Origin of the sequence: Lacticaseibacillus suilingensis (genome assembly GCF_016861845.1) — a bacterium.
Classification (GTDB): domain Bacteria; phylum Bacillota; class Bacilli; order Lactobacillales; family Lactobacillaceae; genus Lacticaseibacillus; species Lacticaseibacillus suilingensis.
On sequence record NZ_BOLV01000006.1, the window covers coordinates 57,925 to 82,015 of the forward strand.

21 protein-coding genes are annotated in these 24,091 nt (G+C 54.5%); 5 read left to right on the forward strand and 16 right to left on the reverse strand.

Going from position 1 to position 24,091, the window contains the following annotated elements:
- Window positions 1-75 precede the first annotated feature (75 nt).
- On the forward strand, window positions 76-585 hold the full coding sequence (locus JUF11_RS04975) for a YbhB/YbcL family Raf kinase inhibitor-like protein (protein WP_204118612.1): 510 nt from the start codon (window positions 76-78) through the stop codon (window positions 583-585).
- Between the two features lie 59 nt (window positions 586-644).
- Window positions 645-1,184 (forward strand): dihydrofolate reductase family protein, encoded by a 540-nt coding sequence (locus JUF11_RS04980; RefSeq protein ID WP_204118613.1) that lies wholly within the window; start codon window positions 645-647, stop codon window positions 1,182-1,184.
- Window positions 1,185-1,240: 56 nt separating this feature from the next.
- On the opposite strand, the gene JUF11_RS04985 is transcribed toward JUF11_RS04980, so the two are convergent.
- From JUF11_RS04985 to JUF11_RS05005, 5 genes are all read right to left on the reverse strand, one after another.
- On the reverse strand, window positions 1,241-1,471 hold the full coding sequence (locus JUF11_RS04985) for a hypothetical protein (RefSeq protein WP_204118614.1): 231 nt from the start codon (window positions 1,469-1,471) through the stop codon (window positions 1,241-1,243).
- A 74-nt stretch (window positions 1,472-1,545) separates the two neighbouring features.
- Window positions 1,546-2,529, reverse strand: a complete 984-nt coding sequence (locus tag JUF11_RS04990; protein ID WP_204118615.1) for a DUF1002 domain-containing protein — start codon at window positions 2,527-2,529, stop codon at window positions 1,546-1,548.
- Between the two features lie 96 nt (window positions 2,530-2,625).
- Window positions 2,626-3,564: a Ppx/GppA family phosphatase gene (locus JUF11_RS04995; protein ID WP_204118616.1), complete on the reverse strand. Its 939-nt coding sequence runs from the start codon at window positions 3,562-3,564 to the stop codon at window positions 2,626-2,628.
- A complete protein-coding gene (locus JUF11_RS05000; protein WP_204118617.1) occupies window positions 3,561-5,741 on the reverse strand; it encodes an RNA degradosome polyphosphate kinase in 2,181 nt (726 codons plus the stop codon). The genes JUF11_RS04995 and JUF11_RS05000 overlap by 4 nt, the downstream gene beginning before the upstream one ends.
- Complete coding sequence (locus JUF11_RS05005; RefSeq protein WP_204118618.1) at window positions 5,738-7,267, reverse strand: Ppx/GppA phosphatase family protein; 1,530 nt, start codon at window positions 7,265-7,267, stop codon at window positions 5,738-5,740. The genes JUF11_RS05000 and JUF11_RS05005 overlap by 4 nt, the downstream gene beginning before the upstream one ends.
- Window positions 7,268-8,055: 788 nt before the next feature.
- Between JUF11_RS05005 and JUF11_RS05010 the strand changes: the two genes are divergently transcribed.
- Window positions 8,056-8,973 (forward strand): aldo/keto reductase, encoded by a 918-nt coding sequence (locus tag JUF11_RS05010; protein ID WP_204118619.1) that lies wholly within the window; start codon window positions 8,056-8,058, stop codon window positions 8,971-8,973.
- A 66-nt stretch (window positions 8,974-9,039) separates the two neighbouring features.
- Here the strand turns inward: JUF11_RS05010 and JUF11_RS05015 are convergent, their stop codons facing one another.
- Entirely contained in the window at window positions 9,040-9,480 is a 441-nt protein-coding gene (locus tag JUF11_RS05015; RefSeq protein ID WP_204118620.1) for a MerR family transcriptional regulator, read from the reverse strand.
- Between the two features lie 103 nt (window positions 9,481-9,583).
- Here JUF11_RS05015 and JUF11_RS05020 point away from each other — a divergent pair, with 103 nt between their 5' ends.
- Complete coding sequence (locus tag JUF11_RS05020; RefSeq protein ID WP_204118621.1) at window positions 9,584-10,594, forward strand: SDR family NAD(P)-dependent oxidoreductase; 1,011 nt, start codon at window positions 9,584-9,586, stop codon at window positions 10,592-10,594.
- Between the two features lie 37 nt (window positions 10,595-10,631).
- Here the strand turns inward: JUF11_RS05020 and lepB are convergent, their stop codons facing one another.
- From lepB to JUF11_RS05055, 7 genes are all read right to left on the reverse strand, one after another.
- Window positions 10,632-11,249 (reverse strand): signal peptidase I, encoded by a 618-nt coding sequence (gene lepB, locus JUF11_RS05025; protein ID WP_204118622.1) that lies wholly within the window; start codon window positions 11,247-11,249, stop codon window positions 10,632-10,634.
- The gene (locus JUF11_RS05030; protein ID WP_204118623.1) at window positions 11,230-12,612 is read right to left on the reverse strand and encodes an MATE family efflux transporter; all 1,383 of its coding nucleotides are present in this window, start codon (window positions 12,610-12,612) and stop codon (window positions 11,230-11,232) included. The genes lepB and JUF11_RS05030 overlap by 20 nt, the downstream gene beginning before the upstream one ends.
- Before the next feature lie 173 nt (window positions 12,613-12,785).
- Window positions 12,786-13,778: an SGNH/GDSL hydrolase family protein gene (locus tag JUF11_RS05035; RefSeq protein WP_204118624.1), complete on the reverse strand. Its 993-nt coding sequence runs from the start codon at window positions 13,776-13,778 to the stop codon at window positions 12,786-12,788.
- Window position 13,779: 1 nt separating this feature from the next.
- Window positions 13,780-15,819 (reverse strand): beta-galactosidase, encoded by a 2,040-nt coding sequence (locus tag JUF11_RS05040; RefSeq protein WP_270235044.1) that lies wholly within the window; start codon window positions 15,817-15,819, stop codon window positions 13,780-13,782.
- A 96-nt stretch (window positions 15,820-15,915) separates the two neighbouring features.
- A complete protein-coding gene (locus JUF11_RS05045) occupies window positions 15,916-18,153 on the reverse strand; it encodes an alpha-galactosidase (RefSeq protein ID WP_236000446.1) in 2,238 nt (745 codons plus the stop codon).
- Window positions 18,125-18,598, reverse strand: coding sequence for a DUF3284 domain-containing protein (locus tag JUF11_RS05050; protein ID WP_204118625.1), 474 nt, complete (start codon window positions 18,596-18,598; stop codon window positions 18,125-18,127). Before JUF11_RS05050 ends, JUF11_RS05045 begins: the two co-directional genes overlap by 29 nt.
- 26 nt (window positions 18,599-18,624) lie before the next feature.
- Window positions 18,625-19,926, reverse strand: a complete 1,302-nt coding sequence (locus JUF11_RS05055; protein WP_204118626.1) for a PTS sugar transporter subunit IIC — start codon at window positions 19,924-19,926, stop codon at window positions 18,625-18,627.
- Between the two features lie 124 nt (window positions 19,927-20,050).
- Between JUF11_RS05055 and JUF11_RS05060 the strand changes: the two genes are divergently transcribed.
- Window positions 20,051-20,905: an AraC family transcriptional regulator gene (locus JUF11_RS05060; RefSeq protein WP_204118627.1), complete on the forward strand. Its 855-nt coding sequence runs from the start codon at window positions 20,051-20,053 to the stop codon at window positions 20,903-20,905.
- Window positions 20,906-20,966: 61 nt separating this feature from the next.
- Here the strand turns inward: JUF11_RS05060 and JUF11_RS05065 are convergent, their stop codons facing one another.
- From JUF11_RS05065 to trpS, 3 genes are all read right to left on the reverse strand, one after another.
- Complete coding sequence (locus JUF11_RS05065) at window positions 20,967-21,848, reverse strand: TPM domain-containing protein (protein WP_204118628.1); 882 nt, start codon at window positions 21,846-21,848, stop codon at window positions 20,967-20,969.
- A gap of 9 nt (window positions 21,849-21,857) precedes the next feature.
- Window positions 21,858-22,442: a LemA family protein gene (locus tag JUF11_RS05070; RefSeq protein ID WP_125579428.1), complete on the reverse strand. Its 585-nt coding sequence runs from the start codon at window positions 22,440-22,442 to the stop codon at window positions 21,858-21,860.
- Window positions 22,443-22,734: 292 nt separating this feature from the next.
- Window positions 22,735-23,751 carry a tryptophan--tRNA ligase gene (gene trpS, locus JUF11_RS05075; RefSeq protein ID WP_204118629.1) on the reverse strand — a complete coding sequence of 339 codons (1,017 nt, stop codon included), beginning with the start codon at window positions 23,749-23,751 and terminating at the stop codon, window positions 22,735-22,737.
- Between the last annotated feature and the right edge of the window lie 340 nt (window positions 23,752-24,091).

Consider the following 24,091-nt stretch of genomic DNA (forward strand, 5'->3'; position numbering starts at 1 on the left):
AAGTACTGTAGTGCCTCACTGCCTAATTGAAAGTGCTATGCTAAGTTTAATTATACATGTAAAGGAGTCTTCAGGATGAAAATCACCGTGCCAACAACAAATGGTTACCTCGCTGACCGGTTCGGTAAGTATGCCTCGCCGGCGGATCAACACCAGGGTACGCCCACCCGCAGTTTTCCCATTACCATCGCGGAGGCGCCGGCAGGGACGCAAACGTTTGCGCTGCAGCTGATTGATTTCGATGCCGTGCCAGTCTCTGGTTTCCCCTGGATTCACTGGGTCGCCGTGAATATTCCGGCCGCAACCACCACCATCGCGGAAAATGCCAGCCACACTGGCCTCACGCCGATGGTGCAAGGCCACAACTCTTCCTCCGGCGCCATGGTCGGCAACACGGACCCAGTGACGGCCACAGGTTACGTCGGTCCGCAGCCACCGAATGCCGATCACGTCTACACCCTTACGGTGTTTGCGCTTGATACCACGCTACCGCTGAGTGACGGGTTTTGGCTCAACGAAGCGCGCCATGCGATGGCCGGGCACATTCTGGCGGAAGTCAGCATGGATCTTTGGTCGCGAAAGTAACGGAGAAACCGCTTTCTTTTGTGATATAATTAACGTAACAAAGGAAAGCAGGTGGCAGTATGTCTGAACGAAAAGTGATTTTATATCTAACTGAAAGTCTGGATGGCTTCATTGCCGAACCAGATGGCGGCACCAAGTGGTTGAGCCGGCTGAATTCATCAGCGGCCGATGCCGCCTATCAGACTTTTTATCAACAAATCGACACCGTGCTGATGGGTCGCAAAACCTACCAGCGCGCCTTGCGGTTAGCTGGCACCTATCCTTATCAAGACAAGGAAAGCTATGTCTTCTCCACCACCCTGCACGATACTGATGATCCTACGACAGTGGTGGCTGGCAACATCCCCGAGTTCGTGCGGCAGCTCAAAGCCAAAAAAGGCCATGACATTTGGCTGGTCGGTGGCGCTGATATCTTCACCGAATTACTGAAGGCCAACTTAATCGATCAGCTGATCATCACCATTGCCCCAGTGCTCTTGGGGGATGGCATCAGCTTAGTCACCAGTAACCTGACGGATGTGCCGCTGAAGCTGGAAACGACCGCGCAGCATGATCAATTCGTGACCTTGACGTATCGCGTTTGCAACGAAACTAAATAGCCTGGTTTTTAGGCAAAAAAGGCACGCCCCCTGCGAGGCGTGCCTTTTGATTCTGCTTATTGCTCGGGTTGCTTGGCTCGCAGCCCGAGCAGGCGCCAAACTTCACGGCCCAATTGCGCCAGTGCCATGAAAGCCGGCACCAACCATAGCAAGCTGATCCAGATGTCGGCGGTGTCGCTGTAGCGGCCAAACCAAGCGGCACCAAACTGAACGCCAGCCAGGTAGAACATCACCGCTGCGGTCAGCGCATAAAGGACCAAAAACACTTTATCAACTGTGGTAATCATGCACCCATCCCTTTTTCATGCTGTATCACATTCACTGGCTGCGTTTGCCCGCGCGCCGTCAGCGTTGCCTCTAGCTAGTTGAACAGCCCTTGGACCCAAGCCACAATCTGGCTAAAGAAACTAACAATGCCATCCCAAATTTTCTGCAGTAAGTTGCGGTTCTCTTGGGTGTCCAAACCTTTTAGTTTGCTGAAGAGGTTCTTGGCACTGTCTTGAATGCTGGACATCAGTTTTTGGGCCTGAGCCTTAAAATCACTGCTCTTCAACGCACCGGAGTTTTGAATCTTGACCAGCAAATTGATGATTTGAGTCCGCTGGTTGTTGTTGATGACCCCGGCCAGTTGGTTGTCTTTGAGCTGCGAATCGACAATATTGCCGATTTGATTTTGCGACAGGGTTTGGGAGCCATTATTGCTTTGACTGGCCATTTGAGACTTCATCCCCGCCACCGCGTTGTTAAGCTGCTTATCGGAATACCCATCCTTGTCTTTGTTCGCCGACGTGATGCCAGAAAGCGTGTTGACTTCATCCTGCGCCGCCGTGATTTGCGCCGAATTCAGGGTTTGACCGTTTTGCGCAAAAGCCGCATAAACACCAGCCAAGGCGCCGGAGCCGTCAATCCGCACCGCCGACGTGATGTAAATATTCGCATTCGTCACCCCAGCGGTCAGGGCCGCATTGCGGTACTGATCAGCCGTGATGGTGGTGATGTTGTTAGTGCCGTTATAGTTCACGATCGTGACGTTGATGCCGCCGCTACTGGTTTTTTGCACCAAGGCGCTCGACCACACGCCAGAGTTCGCAGTGAAGGTACTGCCGGCAGGGTTGAGGTATTTGACCAAGGTGTTTCCATTAACCGTCAATTCGCTGGGGTTAGTCACATTGGCCGCATTTTCCAACGTGTTCAAAGTGCCGGTTTTCTGATCGGCGGTCAGCGACACCCCCAAGGTGGCCACTGGGGCCCAGGTTTCATCCGCATGCACTGGCGCCGCTTGGGTGGCAGCTGCCACCAACGCAAAGGCGGCAGCCGCCATTAAGGTGAATAAGCCTTTTTTCATGATCATTGCTCCATTCGTTTTTTAATACCCCAGTTATACCAAACCCGGCTTGGCAGCGAAAGCAGCCCAGCCGGGATTTAAGGAAAGCTTTTGCAGTCACGCTTCTTGGCCTAACTCGTTGGCATTCAAATAGCTATACAGCGCCCCTTCGCGCAAGCCGTACTGAGAAAACAGCAGCCGGTCGCTGTCGAGATAGCGAATCATCGTAATCACAGGCGTCAACCCGCCGACAATGATATCCGCCCGAAACTTGGACAAGCCAGGCACTTCTTTGCGCGCCGCTAGGTCTTTGTCCAAGATGTCGGCATAAATCTTGTTCGCGGCAGTGGTGGCCATGCGGTAGCCATGAATATCTTCATAACTGCCCCGCTGCTCGCGCCGCCGCTGAATTTTGGCCAACGTCCGATTGGAGCCGCCCAGCGCCACAATCGGCAGATTCAAGGCCTTGCGCAGCCACCAAATGCCATTGAGCATGCTGGAAAATTCGGTAATCAGGTTGAACAGCTGCGCCGGCCGCACCACATCAGCGTCCAAAAAACGCTCCGATAAGTTCACCGAGCCTACTGGTAGCGACACGCGGTGAATCAGCTTACGGTTTTGCACCAAAATGAGCTCAGTGGACGCCCCACCGGTATCCATGATCAAAGCATTTTGGATGGGCAAGGTGTTGACCACCCCGAGATAGTCCAACTCCGCCTCGCGGGTGCCGGGAATCACGGTGATGGTCAGCCCGGTTTCGGCTTTGACCTGCCGAATAAACGCTTTTTGGTTGCCGGCTTGCCGCACCGCTGCGGTGGCATAAGCCTCCAAGGTTAACGCTGGAAAGGCCTTGGCCGCGGTGCTGAACCGCTGCAGCGCCGCCAACGTCCGGGCAATCGCGGCGGGCTTGAGCGTTTGCTCTGGCCCCATGTCCTCAGACAGCCGCACCATTTCCTTGAGTTTGAGCACTTCATGGGGCTGGTGATTGGCATCAATTTGCCAAATGGATAGCCGCGCCGAGTTACTGCCTAAATCAATGACCCCAAAATGCGTCATTCGCCGGCCTCCTCATCTTGCGGCGCCGTCAACGGCGTAAAGCGGCGGTTGGCTTGCGGGTCTTCTTGATTATCTTCCCGGTGCGCCAGTTGCGCCGCGGTTTGGGCCTGCGCCGCCGCCAGGAAGGTCGCTTGCGCATCCAGCTTGTTGACCCCGCGCAGGTCCACCCGGTCCCACGAGTTGTCAGGCTGGAGCAGCCGGGTTTTGACATTGTCGTCCCACATGGTCTGGAAAATTTCACAAATCCGGGCATGAATGTCATCCTGCAGAATTGGGAACAACAGCTCCACCCGCCGCGACAGGTTGCGCTTCATCAAATCTGCTGAAGACAAGTACAGGTGTTCCTCACCGCCGGCGTAGAAATAGTAAATCCGGCTGTGTTCGAGGAAGCGACCCACAATCGAATGCACCGTGATGTTTTCGGAAACGCCAGGAATGCCGACCCGCAGATTGCAAATGCCGCGGACAATCAAATGAATTTTGACCCCCGCCGCTGAAGCGCGGTACAAGGCTTCAATCATATCGCTATCTGACAGCGAGTTCATTTTCATCGCAATCAAGGCCTTGCGCCCGGCCTGCGCTTCAGCGATTTCTTCTTCGATGCGTTCCTTGAGAAAATCGCGAATACCCAGCGGGGCAATCACCAGCTTGTTGAAGTACGCCGGTTCCGAGAAACCAGACAGCATATTAAAGATGTTGGAAGCGTCGGTGCCCATTTCGGTATCAGCCGTGAATAGGCCCATATCGGTATACACACGCGCGGTGACATCGTTGTAGTTCCCAGTGGCCATGTGCATGTAACGCCGAATGCCGTCTTCATCGCGGCGCACTACCAGCGCCAGCTTGCAGTGAGTTTTCAGCCCCACCAAGCCGTAAATGACGTGGCAGCCGGCGCGTTCGAGCTCCTGCGCCCAGTGGACGTTGTTTTCCTCGTCAAAGCGCGCCTTCAGCTCAACCAGCACCGTCACCTGCTTGCCGTTTTGTGCCGCCAGCTTCAAATAGCTGATAATCGGCGATTTGGATGACACGCGGTACAGCGTCATTTTCACCGCCAGCACCTGCGGATCCAGCGCCGCCTGATGGATAAACTCCACCACCGGCGTGAAGGAATCATAAGGGTGCTGCAGGAACAAATCGTGCTCCCGGATTTGAGCGAACAGGTTGCCTTGCATCAGACTTTGATCCAGATACGGCGTGAATGGCGGATATTGCAGCTCACTGTGCCCTTGCACCTGCTTGACCAGTTTGCTGAGCACATTTAAGTCGATGGGACCTTTGATGGCATAGACGTCGGCTTCTTTTTCAATATCAAGGCCTTTGATCAGTTTTTTCTTGAGGTACTTGCTCATTTCGGCGTCGATTTCTAGCCGCATTACCTTGCCGCGCTGGCGCTTTTTGAGTTGCGACTGAATCTCTTTCATCAGATCCGACGCATCCTCTTCCGCCACATCGAGGTCCATATCCCGCGTCACGCGGAACAAGGCAGTTTCCCGGATGGTGGCACCGACAAATAGCGACCCCAAATGGGCCTTGATGATGTTCTCCAGCAAAATAAAATCATTTTCGCCGTCTGGAAGGCGGAGCACCCGCGGGAACATGTCAGGAATCTGCACGGTGGCAAAGCTCCGCGCCTTCTCGTTGTCATCGCCTTCGTCTTCCGGCCGCTGCAAGCGAATGGCCAGATTCAGGCTGTTATTCGCCAAAAATGGAAACGGCCGGGTTGGGTCCACGCCCATGGGAGTCAGCACCGGATACAATTCCTGTTCGAAATAATCGCGGCAGAACTGCTGCTGATGCGGCGACAGCTCATCCATCGCCTTGAGTTTGATGCCCAGCTCCGCCAGCCGGGGCTCGAGGGAGCGACTCCAAGTGGTGTATTGCTTATCGACCATGGCATGAGCAGCTTTGGCAATCGCGGTCAGCTGCTGCAGCGGCGTCATCCCCGCAGCATCAGGCGTGTCGTAATTGACGGCGACCATTTTGCGCAGCGAAGCCACCCGGACGTTGAAGAACTCATCGAGGTTACTTTGAGTAATGGCTAAAAAACGCACGCGCTCCAGCAGCGGGTTGGTTTTATCCCGTGCTTCTTCCAACACCCGATCATTGAAGGCAATCCAGCTCAGCTCGCGATTGTTGTAGTACTTGCTATCTTTAAAATCGATGGATTTTTTGCTCATAAGCGCGTCTTTCCTTTCAATTCGATGGGCAGACCAAAGACAATCGCGAAGAACTCACCTTTGGTTTGCAGCGTCCAGCGCTCCAGCTCGACATCATCGGTCGCCGTGGCCGTCAGCAGCACCCGCGTGGGCTGAATCGAAACGCGAATCTTCTGAATTTTCTGCTGCCGGGAAGCATCCAAACTATCCGCCACTCGCAGCAGTGCCGAAAGCTTGGCGATAATCAGCCGCCGGGTGGAGTTGAGTTCATGCAAGTCGCTCAGGTCCGTTTGCGGGGTATCGCTGGAATGATAGCGCGCAATCGCCGCCACCATCCGTTGTTCCGGCATGGTCAGGCCCATCAGTTCCGAAGAGTTGATGATGTATTCAGAATGTTCGTAGTGCTTATGGGTATCGACATAGCTCCCCACGTCATTAACCGTCGCCGCAATCTGCAGCAGCAGCCGCTCGCGTTTGCCTAAACCATGCAGCTTCTTCAGCCGGTCAAACAGCTGTAAGGCAAAATTAACCGTGCTATCGCGATGTTTCGGATCCACCTGGTAACGATCCGCTAGGTTTTGGGCGGAAATCAAAATCTCGCGGGTGGGGTCAATCGCTGCCGCCTGGGATCCTGCTTCCCCTGCCGCCGACAGCTCGATGCCATCTAGCAGCTTCAAATTAGAAATCCAGACCCGCTCAGCATTCAGGGTTTTGAGCAGTCGGTACACCAAGAGCACCGTTGGCAGCACCTGAGCCGTTTGCGTCGGGGTTAAATCAAAATGATCACTTAAGTATTGGTCGCTGGCCTGCACGACTTCCTGGTAGATCAGCCGGAAGCCTTCGTGGTCGGTTTCCACCATTTCCTCGCCGCTAGGAATCAAAGTGTTGAACACCGACAAGGCGCTGCCCATCAAAATCATGTGCGGATAATGCTGATTTTTCGGCAGCAGGCGCATGAAATCCGCCAACCGGCTGTCGATATAATCCCGCATCACCTCGGTCGGGTTTGGCACCGTGCGCTGCAAGTCCCCCATCACTTCAAACACCCGCAGCGGGCCAAGCGACAAGTTACGCGAAAAGCCGAACTCCCCATTAGCAAAGGCCGTTAACTCAACGGAACCGGAACTGATGTCAATCAGCACCGTCCCTTTTTGGGTGATTTGGTCAAAATGCGGAAACTTTCCCAGCACCGCCTGCGTGCGGTAGTAGGACTCTTGCGATAAAGTCAGCGTGGCCACTGGCCGGCCGGTGCGACTGAAGAGCTGGTCGCGCACGAACTGCGAATTTTTCGCTTCAAAAAAGCTGTGGGTGCCGATGATGTCATAGCTTTTGACGCCATAGTCGGTCATCAGCTGATCAATGGTTTGCAGCGCCACCACCAACTGATCGACGGTGCCAGGCTGAATTTCATGGGTGGCGAAAATATCTTCCCCAATCGACACCGGGTACGCGCCGCGCTCGACTTCCACCAAAGTTTTCAGGTTCGTGATACTAAAGAAGACGCTTTGCGCCCCAATCACCACAAAGCCATGTTCGCTCATTGCCATCGCGCTCCTTTTTCAGTGGTCTGCCCTGACCACTTTTACCAATCTTGCTGCCCCCATCATAGCATGTTCAACCCCGACTCGGCGCAGGTTCTCAATCCGAGTTTGCGGCCGCTGGGTTCGGCGACAGTGGACTCCGCTTGGCGGGGGCGCTGGCAGTGCGGCCGGTCCGAGCCACAAACCGGTCTCGGACCTAGTTTTTAAGCCGCAGTCGCTACGCTCCAATGCGTCTTCAAAACTGCCGCGATTAGCGACAGGAAGCCTAGCGCCAAAAACGCGCCGGTCTTCCTGTCGCTAATCGATTCACTGCCAGACCCCCGTCCAGCTCCGCCCACAGCCACCAAACCCGGCTCGATAGCGATAACGTGGCCTGTTGCAGTTGCAGTCTTTACGATAATGGCTGTCACGCTTCCACTCGCAATAAGCCTTAAATGATACCGATGCTGCGTTCTCAGCTTAATGAGTGTCACAGCCATGTAGCCGGTGGGGTTGGCGTGGCAGAGGGGCGCGGTGGTCCAGCCGCGAAACAGTCAGGACACGAATAGACTGCGGGCTTTGCAGGCTATTCCTGTCCTGACTGGGGGCAAATGTGAAACGCCGTTGAGCGTAGCGATGGCGGTTCATATTTGAGGCTGGAGACCGTATTTTGGCTCCAGCCGACCCCGCAGCAGGACCACCCCACGCCGAACCCCACCTGCGGCCGCGCCCAGATTTATCGAAAGCGCTCACTGTGCTAAAATGAAAGTGAATCTGCGGGTCGAATTGAGGACCTAGGATAAAGGAGCGATGTTATGAAAACTATCGATCTTGGCCATGTTGGCCTGAAAGCTTCCGCCGTTGCGTTAGGGGTCATGCGGATCACCAAACTCGACCGCGCCGGCGCTACCAAGTTACTGGAAGCCGCTCATGATGCCGGCATTAATTTCTTTGATAATGCTGATATTTATGACGGGGGTAAATCAGAAACGCTGTTTGGCCAAGCCTTGCGCGACGCCAACTTTAACCGCGAAGATGTGCTGGTGCAAAGCAAAGTCGGCATCGTCCCGGGCAAGCGCTATGACTTTTCGAAGGAACATATTCTTGAAGCCGTTGATGGCAGTTTGAGCCGCTTAGGGGTGGATTACCTTGACACCCTGCTGCTGCACCGGCCAGATGCTTTGATGGAGCCAGAAGAAGTCGCTGAAGCTTTTGATACCTTGCAAGCCAGTGGTAAAGTCCGGCACTTCGGCGTTTCTAACTTCAATCCAATGGAGGTTGAACTGCTGAAAAAGGCCGTCAAGCAGCCGCTTGTGGCCAATCAGCTGCAGTTATCGGTGATGCACACCGGGATGCTAGACAATGGCATTCATGTGAACATGGCCGATGACCGCTCAGTGGATCATGATGGCAGCATCTATCAATACAGTCGGTTGCATGATATGACCATTCAGGCTTGGAGCCCATTCCAGTATGGCTTCTTCGAAGGTGTCTTCATCGACAATCCAAAGTTCCCGAAGCTGAATGCTAGCTTGAAGCAATTGGCCGATGAATATCACACGAATACCAGTGCCATTGCTGCGGCCTGGTTGCTGCGGATTCCTGATGTACAAGTTATCGCCGGCACCACCAATGCCAAACGCATTGCTGATATCGCCGAAGCTGGCGACATCACCTTAACCCGCCAGCAGTGGTACGATGTGTACTTTGCGGCCGGCAACGATTTGCCGTGATTTGAGGTTTCCAGTTTTAAAACAAAGGCGTCTCCTGCATGTTGAGGAGACGCCTTTTTCGTCGGTTCAGCTAGCCGGATACGGATCAGCCAGGCCATTGGCGGCTTTATCTGCGCGGGCCGCGGCCAACTCGCCTTGCACCTGCGTGACTGCATCTGGCGCGGCGTATAGCCCTAACTTATAGTCGACTTCACGCAGGTTTTCGGTGAGTTGTTGCTGTTTGGCCAAGACTTTAGCGCGATGCGCCGTCAGCAGCGCCTTGCGATCCGCAATACTGGTCGGGCCGGCCATGACATCATCGATGTAGCGGCGAATATCGCTGATCGCCATCCCGGTATTTTTCAGGCACATGATGGTGTGCAGCAGGACCAAATCACCGTCAGTAAAAATGCGGTACCCAGCGGTGTTGCGGGCCACAAAAGGCAGCAGCCCCGCCTTATCGTAATAGCGCAACGTATAGCTCGACAGGCCGGTTTTAGCGGCCACTTCTTGGATGGAATAACGCATGTCAGCCTCCGAAAAAATTAAGTCTTGCCTTAGAGTTCACTCTAAGGTTTATGCTCATTAGCATAATCGTGATTTAATCTAAAAACAAGTGAGGTTCATCAAGATGATCAAAAAGGTTTTAGTCACTGGCGGTAATGGTTTTCTGGGCATGCAACTGATTGCCCAGCTACTCAATCATGGCGCGACCGTGCGCGCCACGCTGCGCAGCCTGGAGCAAGCAGCGGCAGTGAAACAGACGTTGGCGGCCAATCAGGTGCAGCATCTCGACCAGCTCAGTTTCATTGCTGCCGATCTCACCCATGATACTAACTGGACCGAGGCCATGGCCAACATCGATGGCGTCTATGCCGTCGCTGCGCCAGTGTTTGTGGCTGGTGCGAGTGACGCCGCTTTGGCGCATGAGGCCGAGGCTGGCACCCTGCGCATTCTGAAAGCCGCTAACCTTGCCGGCGTCAAGCGCGTGGTGATGACCGGCAACTGGGGCGCCATTGGCTATTCCAACCACGACCGCACCCGCGTGACCACCGAGGCCGATTGGACGGACCCGGCAGAACCAGGCCTCTCACCGTATGAAAAATCCAAACTGCTCGCGGAAAAAGCCGCCTGGCAGTTTGCCGCAGCTCACCCCGGGCAACCAGAACTCGCTGTCGTCAATCCGGTCGCGATGCTCGGTCAGTCCTTGAATGGTCATGTTTCTGGCAGCTTTGGCTTGGTGGCAGGCATGCTGGATGGCAAACACCGCCCGCTGGCAAACGTGCCGGTGAATGTGGTCGATGTGGTGGATGTCGCGACCCTGCACCGCTTAGCCATGACGCAACCCGCGGCTGCTGGTCATCGCTTCATTGCCAGCGCCAACGGGCAAATCACCCTGCCAGAAATTGCGGCCTTGATTCGCCAGCAGCGGCCTGCTCTAGCGGCTAAGCTTCCGACTCGCACCTTGCCGGATTGGCTCGTCAAAACCCTGGCGCCTTTTTCCGCGCGGGCCAAGGAAGGCCGCCTGATGCTGATGACCAACCGCCATACCAGCACTGCCGCGGCCCAAAGCCTGGGCTGGCAGCCGCAGTACACGACTGAAGCCACCATTTTACGCACCGTCGATCAACTGACCAAATAAAAACAGCGGCCTGAGTTAAAAGCTCAAGCCGCTTCGGTTAAAAGGTCTTCATTTGGTTAAGCGGCCAATACCGCCACTTGACGACGCCGTAAATATCACTGCGTTTCACAAAACCGAACTTGCGACTGTCGTAAGACACTGGCCGATTGTCGCCGAGGACAAAGTAACTTCCCTTTGGCACCCGTGCCGTCTGAGTGGCCTTAAGCGTGGCGAGGCTGAAGTTCGGGGTGAAATGCTGGCCACCGGTCACCGCGCCACTTTGGACCTCAGACAGCCGCAGACTTTTCTCGATGAAACTCGTTTTCAAATAAGGCTGGGCCGTGCGCTTACCATTGATGTACAGTTGATCATTCTTTACGCTCACAGTATCACCAGGCAGGCCGATCACCCGCTTGATGTATTGCTCATCGGCTTGAATCGGGCTCTTCAAGGTGACGATGGCATTGCGTTTGATGCTGGTTTGGGTCACCACCACCAAGCGGTCCCCGTTTTTCAAGGTGGGCTGCATCGAGTTGCCAGCCACTTGGTCATTGCTCAAAAACAAGCCGAGCACCATTTTGACGCCGAAGACCACGGCCATAATCACCACCACGGTCCCCAGCCAGCGGAGTACGCGCCAGAGTAGCTGCCATTGGTTAGACTGGGGTGCGCTCATCTTGACCTCCTGCCAACTGTGCGGCTTGCGCATCTTCCTTCTGCCGGATCTTGCGCATAGTGCGAATGTACATATTCACCAGAACAAACACCGAGCCTGCCCAGGCCAGCGGATTAGCCATCGCCGCCCCGGTAAAGCCGAGGTGTGACACCAAGATAATCCCGGCAAACGCCCGCATCATCAGCTCAAACAAACCGGCGACGGTAGGCACCAAAGTGTGGCCCAACCCTTGCAGCAAATTCCGCATGGTAAAGAGAATCGCCAGCAGCCAGTACATGCTGGCATTGAAGTGGAAATAGGTCTGCGCCAGCGCGGTAACGGCCGGCTGATTCGGGCCCAAAAACAGGTTGACCAGTGGCTTGGAGAACACAATAATCAGTGCCCCGAATACTGCCGAAATGCCCACGTTTAGCAGCAAGGTCTGATGCACCCCGCGCCGGATCCGCCCATACTCGCGCGCGCCTAAGTTCTGGGCGGCATAAGTGGCCATCGTCACCCCGAATGAAGACGCGGGCAGGGTCGCAATCTGATCAATTCGGCCAGCGGCAGTGTAAGCCGCCACGGCATCGGTGCCCAAGGTGTTAAGCATCACCTGAAGAATAATCGAGCCAATAGCAATAATGGACATGGAAAAGCCCATCGGCATCCCCACGACCACGTGATGCTTAATGGCGGCCCAGTCAATAATCAAGTCTTCTTTGTGAATGTTGAGCAGCGGAATGCGACGTTTGATGTACCACCAACACAGCAAAGCCGAAATCACTTGCGCGGTCACAGTTGCCCAGCCCGCGCCGGCGACCCCCATGTGGAAGCCGAGGATGAAGGTGAATTCCAGGATGATGTTGATGACCGTCGCGATAATCAAAAAGATCAGCGGCGTGCGTGAATCCCCCAGCGCCCGCATCATGTTGGACAACAGGTTAAACGCCATCGAGGCAAAAATCCCATAGAAAATCACGCGCACAAAGGCAATCGAGTCTTCCAGAATGGCCGGCGGCGTTTGCATCAAGACCAGCATCGGCCGCGTCATCGCCACCGCCACGATGGTCAGGACCAAAGCAATCGCCGCTGAAATCCAGACGCTGGTGCCAAAGCTCTTGCGCACGCCGCGTTCATCTCGCGCGCCATACGCTTGCGCAGTCAGCACAGACAGGCCGGCGGTTAACCCCTGGGCAAAGCCGATAATCAAAAAATTGATGCTACTGGTGGCGCCGACTGCGGCCAGCGCGTCTTTACCAATCGTCCGTCCGACAATCAGCGCATCCATGAAACTATACAGCTGTTGAAAGAGGTTCCCAATCAAAAGCGGGATCGTGAAGAAAAATACCAGCTTCAGGGGATTGCCCTTCGTCAAAGTCCGCATGCTACAACCTACCTCGTCTTCAATATCTTGCCCCACTCTATCACAAATGCCCACCGTTTAGGCGTCATTTTCGCAAAGAAACCCCGCAACTTTTACCAGCTGGTGAAGCAACTTAAAAAGGCCCCGCTCCCGCCGCCAATGCGGATGGGAGCGGGGTCTTGTTCAATTGCACCCTAATCAAGATGACCGACGTGAGCCACCAGAAAATCGCCGAGGTGGTGCGCAATTTGCCGCATGCCAGTCGCCGTGGGATGAAGCAAGTCTGAACTCAAGTCAGATTCATCCCCGAGCAAGGCCAATCCGCTGATATAGGGCAACTTGCCAGCGGTTTCCTCTTTGACGATTTGCCGAAATTGCGCCACCTTGCGCGGATTCTCGGGATAGTCGGTGACCACCATATCCGTGGCCACAACCGGCCGCGGATCGGCGGCGAAGGGCGCGATAAAGCGGCGGACCCGCGTCCGGAACGCGGCTGGCGAAAAGGCGCCGAGCATGTTGATGCCCATGGCCAGCGACGCGAAGTGCCAATCCCGGCGGCTGACCAAGTAATCGGCCACCGCCGGCTCCAGCCAGGCCGATCCGGGAAAACCAAAGTTCAACAGATCCGTCCCGAACCGATCTGCAATCAGCTGTGGATACGTCGCCATGGGATTCAACGCCAGTGAACCATGCGTGATGGAAGAACCATAAGCTAGGTACGTGCGCGGCGGCAGCTGGTGGGGAGCCGGCAACGCCACCGCCCCTTCAACCCGATAGTAGTAATTGCGACAGTACGGCAGGCAGACTCGCACCACGGCCGGATCAAAAGCCAGATGTTTGGCCTTGGCGAGGGCTTGCAGCCGCGCCAGGTTTGCCGGCCGGGCAATCGTGATTGTGGTCGGTTTGGTCGTTAAAATTCGCGTTGCTGCGGTCCAAGTGCCAGGAAAAGTCCCGAAGCGCAGGTAGGCGATTTGCGCTTCGGCTGCCGCCTCCACCGCCAAGGTCAACTTCACTTCCGGCGCTTGCATGACAAACCGCAGCTCGACGCCTGACGCATCCGAGGAGGTATGCGTCGCCGGTTCGTCGACTTGGGCGCGCACCGCGGCCGGCAGTCGATCCAGTAGCGGCCCGGCTGGCGTGGCGCGAATTAACGCCACGTTATGAAATTCAATCCCATCCTGCTGCAAGTTAGCCCTCCTTGGCCACCACGACTTGATACGGGTTCAGCGCCAAGGTGCCACTGAGCGCTGCGCCAGTTTCAGCATCGACCAGCGCTTGTTTCAGCGTCACGGTTTGGGCTTGCTCGCTAAAGTTCATGATGAAAACAAAGGTCCCGGCTTCACCTTGGCGGGTTTGAATCGACACAGCGGCATTAGGCGCTGCCAACTGCTCGCTCGTCAGGGCCTGCACCACTGGCAGCCCATCATACAGCTTATTCAGCAAATCGCGGCCGGTACGCGGTCCGATATAGTACGCGTGGCCAGTGCCGTAGTCATTTTGAGTTACGGCGGCTGTGCCGGCATAAAAGTCGTTTTCATACTGACCCAAAACTTGCGCGGCTTTAGCCGTGATTAGCTGATTGTAATCATGCGTTTCAAACGTTTGGCCGGCAAAGCTGACGCGATTGTGTTCACCAGGATAAACCGAATCAAACTCACCCAGCGCTACGCCAAAGGTTTCTTGCAGCGACTGCGGCCAACCGCCAAGGTAAACTGAGTCATGTTCATCGACAATGCCGGTGAAGTATGAGGACACCAGCGTGCCGCCCTGTTTGACATAAGCCTGCAGGCGCGCCATTAATTCTGGCCGCATCAGGTACAGCATCGGGGCAATCACCAAATCATACTGACTGAAATCGTGATCCACCGGCTGAACCGCCACGGGAATGTCATGCTGCCAGAAGAAGTTGTAATGATCTTCCAAAGTCTGGAAGTAACGCTTACGGTCGCGGCCGAACGCCGCTTCCCGCTTTTGCGCCCACAGCACATCCCAGTCGAACAAAATAGCCACATATGGCTTGCGCGTGGTGCGACGCAACCCTTTAAGTTGGGTCAGACGTTCCCCATAGGCCGCCACTTCCTTAAACACGCGGGTGTCACCAGTACCATCATGGCCAATCACGCCGCCATGGAACTTTTCCGAATTCGCCCGGGAGGCATGAATTTGGAAGTATAAGGAGCCTTCAGAGCCATGGGCAAGCTGCTGGAACGACGCCAGAGCATGTACCCCTGGCCGCTTCAGCTTCGCCACGGCGGTATTGACCCGCGAAGGCGCGGACTCCATCACCAAAAACGGCTGGTTTTTCAAACCATAAAAAGTGTCATGGACGAACGCTGTTTTCATGGCAGTTTCGGCGAGTGGTTCAAAATTATTGTTCCACTGCGGATAGCTGTCCCAGGACACCACATCGACATGCTTGGCAAACGCGCCATAATCGATGCCCTGCAGCGGAATGAAATCACCATTCGGGCCTTCTGCCATGAAGTTAGTCGTCACTGGAATCGCTGGGTTGGCCGCCCGCAGCGGCTTCACTTCAGCATCGAAAAAGTCAATCGTCATCGCCGTGTTGAACCGGTGCCAGTCCAGCGCCATGCCATGCACTTTACGGGAGCCAAGTTCACTAGGCACTTTGATCTGCGCCCAGTCGGTATACGTGCCGCCCCAAAAGCTCATCAGCCAGGCATCGTTCAAGGCCTTGAGGGTGTGATACTTGCTTTGCAGCCACTGCTGCCAGTTCGCCTGACACAAGTCGCAGAAGCAAGTACCGGAATATTCGTTGGACACATGCCACATCGCCAGCGCCGGATTGTTACCGTAGCGCTCAGCCAGCTTGGTATTGATGATGCGGACCTTTTCCTGATAAACCGGGCTGGAGAAGCAGTGATCATGCCGAAAGCCATGGGTGTGGCGCTGCAGGCGCTCATCGACCCGGTTCACCTCCGGATACTTTTCACTGAGCCACTGCGGCCGCGCCCCACTGGGGGTGGCCAAAATCACATTGCCACCCATTTGGTTCACGCGGTCGAAAATATCATCCAACCAGCCAAAGTCAAAGTGGCCTTCCTCCGGTTCCAACGCCGACCAGGCGAAGACGCCTAAGGTCAGCGTGTTGATCTGCGCTTTTTTCATCAGCGCAAAATCTTTTTCAATCACGGCTGGGTAATCAAGCCATTGGTCGGGATTGTAGTCGCCGCCATGCAGCAAGCGTTCATCAACATTGAAGTTCACAAGTCTTTCCTCCTATCAGCAGGCAGCCCTTGTCGCCTTATTCACAAAAGGGGATGTGATGGCATCACATCCCCATTATATGGCATCCGGCAGCGGTTAAAGCGCCTGCAGATGCAACAAACATGATTGATAGTCACCTTTGAGGGTGGCGGTATCTGGGTTCACCCCATTGAATTGCACCGGCAGCGGCAAGCCGACATGCTTCAGCACGCTGCCGCTGATGGGCACGGTTTGGCCTTCGACTTGATACTGCTGATTGCCGTTCAAAAATGGCAAAGGCAAGCGGTCTGACACCGTCTTACCAGGGGTGGCTAACAGCCGGTAGAAACCCACCAGCGCTTCTGTGCGTTCAGCATTCACCACCGCCCAGGCGAACTCATTCGGGTCCGTTCCAGTTGGCGGTAGCAATTCGAACTGGCCATGCAAAATCAATTCCTGGTTTTGCCGGTACTGGACGATTTGCTGTTTGAGGGCCGCCAGCGTGGCTGGTGTCAGCTTGGTGAGATCCAGCTCATAGCCCAGCACGCCGAACGTTGCCACGTTGTAACGCATGGCCAGCGGCGTGGTGCGACCCACCTGATCATTGGGCACCTTGGTGAGATGATTACTCATCGCACTCAGCGGATAACCCAAGCTCGTGCCGAACTGAATGCGCAGGCGTTCAACCGCATCACTGTCATCAGAGACCCAGATCTGCGGCGAATAGAACAGAATACCGAGGTCAAAACGACCGCCGCCACCGGCACAGCCTTCAATCAGCACGTCCGGATAAGCGGTCAACAATTTCGCATACAAGGTATAGACGCCTTGGATATACCGGTGGAAGAATTCCCCTTGCGGCCGCCCTGTTTGCGCGAGATAGGCCGAATAAGCTTCCGTGATGTCGCGGTTCATGTCCCATTTGATGTAATCCAGCTGCGTTTCATCAATCACGCGCCGCATTTGCTCAAACAGGTTCTCCACCACCGCCGGGTTGGCGAAGTCGAGCACATACTGATGGCGACCAACCGAGCGTCGCCCACGGCTTGGGCCCACGACCCAATCAGGATGCGCCTTGATCAGCGCACTTTTGGGGGAGACCATTTCGGGCTCAAACCACAACCCAAACTGCAGGCCTTTAGCATGAATGGCTTGGGCAAAAGCGCCTAACCCGGCTGGAAACTTGCGGCGATCCACTTGCCAGTCGCCCAGCGAGGAATTGTCCGTATCACGATTGCCAAACCAGCCGTCATCCAGCACGAAGCAGTCGACACCGATTTGTTTGCCTTGATCCGCTAACTTCAGCAAGACCTTAGGATCCAAATTGAAGTACGCCGCTTCCCAGCTGTTGAGGACCACTGGCCGCGGCCGGTGCTGCCAGTGCGGCGCAATGATATGCTGATTGGCAAATTGCGCCGCTTGTTGCGCCAAGCCGTTCAGCCCATCAGCCGAGTACAAAAGCACCGCTTCTGGCGAGGTAAACGCCGACTCAGGATCCAACTGCCACTCGAATTGCTCTGGGTGAATCCCGGTGGTCAGCCGGGTCTGGCGCCACTCATTGACTTCTGCGCTAGCTTGGAAGTTACCGGAATAAATCAGATTAGCCCCGTAAGCCTCACCATGCCGCAACGTGGCGTCAGTGGCCACCAAGGCGACAAAGGGATTCTGTTGATGACTGGAAGCGCCGTGCAGCGACTCCACACTGGCAATGCCATGCGCCAGCGATTGGGTTTGCACCTGCCGTTCCCGGGCCCAGTTGCCCGACAAATGAAGGAATTCATAATCAGCCGTGGGCAAATCCAAAGTAGCACTCAGGCACCGTTCCAAAAGATAAGCCTGCTGGGCGTGGTTGGTCACCGTTACCGACCGCACGACCGCCGCAGCATCAGGGAACAGCGTGTAATGCAGCACCGCCTCCACTTGCCAGGTAGTATCTGTCACCGTCAAATTCAGGCAATCAGCCTGATTGCCAAACGCGCCTGGGGTGGTCAACACCCGCGGTTTGCTGCTGGCGGTGGTATAACTTTGATACTTGAGATCGAGGTACAACGGCGCGCCATCAGCTTTGAGGCCCAGGCTGCCTTGCCGATAATCGGTCGAACCATAGACAGGCAATTCTTGCTGCTGATCGGCCAAACTGAATTGGTGATCATCCGCGCTGAACTTGACGGTGCCGGCAGATTTGCTTACCGGGGCCACCAAGGCCTCAAGCTGGGCTTGATCCAAGGTCAGTTTCGGGCCAAAGTACACGTGGCCTAACTGACCGTTGGGCATCACCGCGATGATATAGCTGACGCGGTCGTTACTTAAGTGAAAAAACTTATTGTTAATGACTTGCAGTGCCGTTAGACTCACCTACTTTACTCAGAGCGGCAGTGTCTTCAATCCACTGCAGCCGTTTTTTGATATTACGCCGGTAAAACAGCGTGTAGACCCAGCCAACTACCCAAAAACTGTTGGTAAAATTTTTCTTGTTAAAGGTATTGGTTTCACTGTAAGTGACTTTGGTACCTTCAGCCGCTGGCGCCAGCTGATAGGTGGTCACAATTCGACCAGCGGCATAGGTCACCTCGGTCTCAAACACGCGATCAGCCTCTAGCTGCGTCACAGTCATAGTCGCGGCGACCGGCATTTGATCAGTTTTGGTGTGCAGTGTGGTCGCGACGGAAGTCCCCACGGTCAGCTCATGAATACCGGCGTTGCGGTCTTTGAAGTATGCCAGCTGCGACGCCACAATCGTCTGGTACACGGCAGCACTAGGCTGCGCCATGGTGTAGACGACTGTCATTGTTTTGGCCATGTTGGTCCCTCCAATTTAGAAATTGATTACTGCGCTGAGCTTTCGGCTGCCGTTTTGGCCGCTTGCGCTTTTTCTTCATTCAGGTATTGCTTGTCCATCACCTTTAGGAATGGGAACCAGATGACAAAGAACAAGATGAACATTACGATCTGCAGTGCCGCACCACGCCAGGAACCGGTCGCAAGCCAGCCTTGAAGAATGAATGGCGTGGACCAAACCACTGTCGCGCCGGTAGGGTATGGTACTAGGCCAGAGGCAAAGGCAAAGTAGCTGACAATAGAAACCAGGACTGGCGCCAAAGTCCAAGGAATAAAGACGGTTGGGTTCAAGACCATTGGCACCCCAAAGGTCATCGGTTCACTGATGTTAAAGACGGAAGGCACTGCAGTGAGCTCCATGGTGTGCTTGAGGCGAGAGGACTTGGCAATATACAAGCCCGCCAGTGACATCGCCAGAATCATGCCAGTGATTTCGAAACTACCAGCAAAGGTCGAGCAAATGATGTGAGGAATGCGCTTGCCTGCTTGGTAAGCGTTGTAGTTTTGAATATCCAAAGCCGCATAGATTGGCGAAACCACTGAATTAACCAACAAGGTGCCGTGAAGTCCGAACCACCAAAGAAACTGGGAGAAGAACACGACGAGAATCGTCGCTGGTAGCGTTGCGCCCAAGCCTTGAATTGGTACTTGCAGGACATCATAAATGAAGTCGAAGGCATTGCCCCAGGCAGTAAAGGTAAACAACCAGCGGATAAAGGTGAACGTCAGCAGGGCGCCGGCACCAGGGATAACCGCGATAAAAGACTGTGAGATGGCCGGCGGTACAGATTCCGGCATTTTAATCGTAATGTTGGCGTTTTCAAGTTTGGAGTATACAACCGTGGCAAAAATCCCGGTCAGCAAAGCCACAAACATGCCTTTGGAACCAAGCAAATTGAGGTCAACGTATGAGCCGTTCTTATTGGACATAATTGGGAGTAACATAAAAAAGGCAGACAGTGCGATCCCACCGGCATACAGCTGAGTAGCATGGTAATGGCCAGCCAACGCATAAGCAACCCCGAAGACAACAAACAGTGAGGTAATATTCATCGTCGCGTTAGAAACCGGGCCGAGGAAATTGTTCAAAAAGTCGGTGACCGGCTGCGGCATGTACTTGGCAAAGCCGAAAGTCGTTGGCAAGTTCTGGATGATGATCATGATGGAAGCAAACATCGTCGCTGGGAACGCAACCATGAAGCCATCACGGATACTCATGAGGAACTTATTTTGGGAGAACTTGGTTGCCAGTGGCAACACTTTCTCGTTCATGGTGTCTTGTAAACTCATGTGATCCACCCCTCCTTGGGTTGATAATAGCAATAAAATGAATTTTGTAAATCGGTTTACAAGAGTTATGATAACTGCATGTAAGCCCTAACAAAATGGTAGAATGTTGAGGTAACCTGTCCAAATGTCGACAAATAAAGCAAATAATCGCACTGATGATTTCTCTAGTCTCAATCGCAACGCTAATCTTGATATCAATGTTTATACTTGTGGCACCGAACGCTGCGAGCCGGATCATTCGTATGGCCCCACCGTGCGCAGCGGCTACATGCTGTACTTTGTCTTGGCCGGTGAAGGTAGCTACACGGTGCGCAACCACTTCTATGCCTTGAAGCCAGGTCAGGGCTTTATTATCGAACCCCATACCCTCATTCGGTTTGAAGCGGATCATCGTCAGCCTTGGACCTACCTCTGGATTGGCTTTTCCGGCCGCGCCGCTGAGCGCTATGTTCAAACCACCGCGCTGGATAACAGCAACCCCACCTTCAGTTTTAACCCAGATGGTTCGGTGATCCAAGCAGCGCAGGCGGTGATTGCCGCCTCACACACGAGCCGCAATCGTAATCTTTTGATGACGGGCCGCCTGTATGAATTCCTGTATCAGCTGAGCTCCACCTACCCCAGTCTCGCCGTGCGCACCAATCTGGACCAAAAAGAAGCCTTGGAATCAGCACTGTTTTACATTACCAATAATTATGGGGAAGACATTTCGGTCGGCGAAATTGCCGATTCACTGCACATCGACCGCACTTACCTGCACCGCCTGTTCGTCAAACATGTTGGCCAGTCGCCGCAGCAATACATCAAAACCTACCGCATGCAGCACGCTACGCAGCTCCTGACTGAAAGCGACTACCCCATCGGCGTCATCGCCCATGCGGTGGGTTATCAGAATCCCTTCTCATTCTCCAAAGCTTTCAGTCAGGAAACAGGGATGTCACCACGGGCTTATCGTAAGCAACATCAACCAGCCGAATAATGGGAATCAAATAGGCTCGAACGCCATCAGCGTTCGAGCCTGTATTTGTTTCAGCTTACGATTAGATGCCGGCACCGCCGCCGCCAGAGGAGCCGCCGCCGAAACCACCGCCGGAGCCCCCACCGAAGCCGCCACCGCCAAAACCACCGCCGCCGCCGAAGCCAGAGCCACCGCCCCAGCGGCCGCCGCGATTGTTGCTGGAAAAAAGCGCATCGAGCAGGATCCATAGCCAGAAGCCGGAGCCACCGCCGCCGCGCCCACCACGATTATTGCCGCCAAAGAGCAAGGCAATCACCGCCAGAACAATGAAAATCGTGATCAGCGTGACGAGAATGCCGCCACCACCGCCACTGTCGTTATCAGTCTCATCTTCGTTCTGATAGCGGGCCAGCTGACTGCTGGACAAGGTGTTACTATCCTTAGGAAATTTATACTTCTTGTCGATAACCGTGGCCACTGCGTTGAAGACTTTTCGCAGGCCGGCGTTGATTTTCGCGGGGTCCTTGGCCTTGATGGCCGCCTTATTTTGCTGGAGGATTTGACCGGCTAAGGCATCTGGCAGGACGCCTTCAAGGCCATAACCGACTTCGATGAACAGATTTTGCTGGCCATCGTTGTCGGCGTACACCAACAGCACCCCGTTATCCTTGCCTTTTTGGCCGACCCCCCAGCGACTGAAAAGTTCAGGCGCATACTCGCCAAGGTCTTGGCCATCCGAAGATTTAATCACTGCCACCGCAATGGCAGGATTTTGCTTGGTCGCTTCGTAGGTGTGGTTTTTCTGATCGATCAACTCGCGAGTCGATGAATCCAGCAGATTGAGCTGGTCCACGTAGTAATGCCCGTTCGTTGGAGCCGCTGGATACGCGGCTGCTTGGACTGGACTGGCGTGCCCAAATAGCAGCACCAGTGGCAGAAGGAACCAAAGCCACCGTTTTTTCATGGCAAGCCTCTAATCGAGATTGACAGTTGGAACCTTTTCGGCGCCAGGGTCAGCCTTAAAGGTCGCCTTTTGCCCCAGCCCCATCATGTTGGCAAACAGATTCTTCGGGAAAGTCACGACCGCTTGGTTGTAGTCGCGGACATCTTCGATGTAGCGTTTGCGCTCAACAGAAATGCGGTTTTCGCTGCCTTCCAGTTGGGTCATCAAGGTCTGCACGTTGCTGTTGCTCTTCAAATCAGGATAATCTTCGTTAATCGCTGACAGCAAGGTGCCCACGCTGGTGTTGATTTGCGCATCGGCCTGCGCCTTTTTAGTGGTGCTGGTGGCCTTGTTGTAGTTCTCGCGGGCCTGGGCAATCGCTGTGAAGATCTTCTCTTCATGCTTCATGGAACCCTTAACAGCGTTGACCAAATTTGGGACCAAATCCGCGCGCCGCTGCATCACATTTTCGACCTGACTCCACTGCGCTTCCACCGCTTGGTTTTCGCGTTGCAAAGAGTTGTAGGTGCTGATGCTGTAGATACCGATAATCACCGCCACAATGCCAATCACAATCCCCGTAATGGCCACTGGGCTGAGCTTTTTCTTGTCCATAATTGTTCTCCTTCATGGGGTTGTGATGGTGTCACACCCGCTTTTCTCACTCCGACCGTTATCGCAGAGTTACGTGCCAAAAGGCCGAAGTCGAGCAGGCAGCTACGCCAGCCCCCGAGTCCAAAGAACGGACTTGGTGGCTGGCTAGGCTACCTGTCGGCTCCAAAACCGCCTTTTGTCACAGCCCCGTCCTCATTAAAATGGGCTGATACCCTAAGTCTATCATGTTTCGACTAAGGAGCATCAGCCCTAAGCAGGATGTTTATCGCCGGGAATAATCCTGCACATTCATTTATTTAAAATAATTGAACCCGATGGCATCGCGCACTTCGGTCAAGGTTTGGTTCGCCACGTCATTGGCATGCTTGGTACCAGCAATCAACATATCCGCGACTGCATCCATGTCCTTGGCGTATTCTTCCCGCCGCGCCCGAATCGGGGCCAAGGTTGCCTCCATGACCTCGTTCAAATAGCGCTTGATCTTCACATCACCTAAGCCGCCATGTTCGTACTGCGCTTTGAGGTCTGCCACTTTGGCTTTATCCGGATCAAAAACATCCAGGTAAGTGAAGACCACGTTGCCTTCGACCTTGCCCGGATCTTGGACGTGAATATGATCTGGGTCGGTGTACATGCTCATGATTTTCTTCTGCACCGTGTCAGCGTCATCAGCCAAGTAGATGCCGTTGTTCAGCGACTTGCTCATTTTGGCGTTGCCATCGATGCCAGGCAGGCGACCGAGGCCCTTAGGCGGGAAATAGCCTTCTGGTTCCACCAGCACCTCTTTTTGGTAGGTGCGGTTGAAGGTGCGCACGATTTCGCGGGTTTGTTCCAGCATCGGCTCTTGATCATCCCCGACTGGCACTGTGTCAGCCTTAAAGGCCGTGATATCGGCAGCCTGACTGACCGGATAAATCAGAAAACCAGCTGGGACGGACTCGCCAAACGCTTTTTGCTTGATTTCGGTTTTGACTGTTGGATTGCGATTTAGCCGGGACACTGATACCAAGTCCAGATAATACATCGTCAGTTCGGTCAAAGCTGGCACGCCACTTTGCACCAAAATCGTGGACTTGGCGGGATCAATCCCCACCGCCAGGTAGTCCAGGGCCACTTCCATCAAGGAGTGGCGGATTTTCTCAGGGTTACGGGCGTTGTCAGTCAGCGCCTGGGTGTCCGCAATCATGATGAAGGTATTGTAATCCCCAGAGTTTTGTAGCGCTACGCGGTTCTTCAAGCTGCCAATGTAATGGCCAATGTGCAAGCGGCCGGTTGGGCGATCGCCTGTCAAAATCACTTTTTTTGTCATGTTAACCTCCTAAAAATAAAAAGCCGTCCTATGTTGAAATCAACATAGGACGGCTGATGCGCGGTACCACCTAACTTCATCCAAAAACTGGATGCTCTCGTTGGCTTAAGGCGCACCCACCGAGCGTCTTGTGTGAGCCAATTCACTCACCCCCGTGGTCGTCTTTCCAGTTTCGACGGCTTCCTGCACACGCTTGGGTTAGCTACTCATCACACGCATTGACGCGAATATACTTTGATGATAGCTAAGGCGGCGGTTAAAGTCAATTACAGCCCGCAAAGCCGGGACATTAGAGGCCGGGCAGGGCAGCCTCCGCAGCATGGGGCTGGAACGGGGTGGC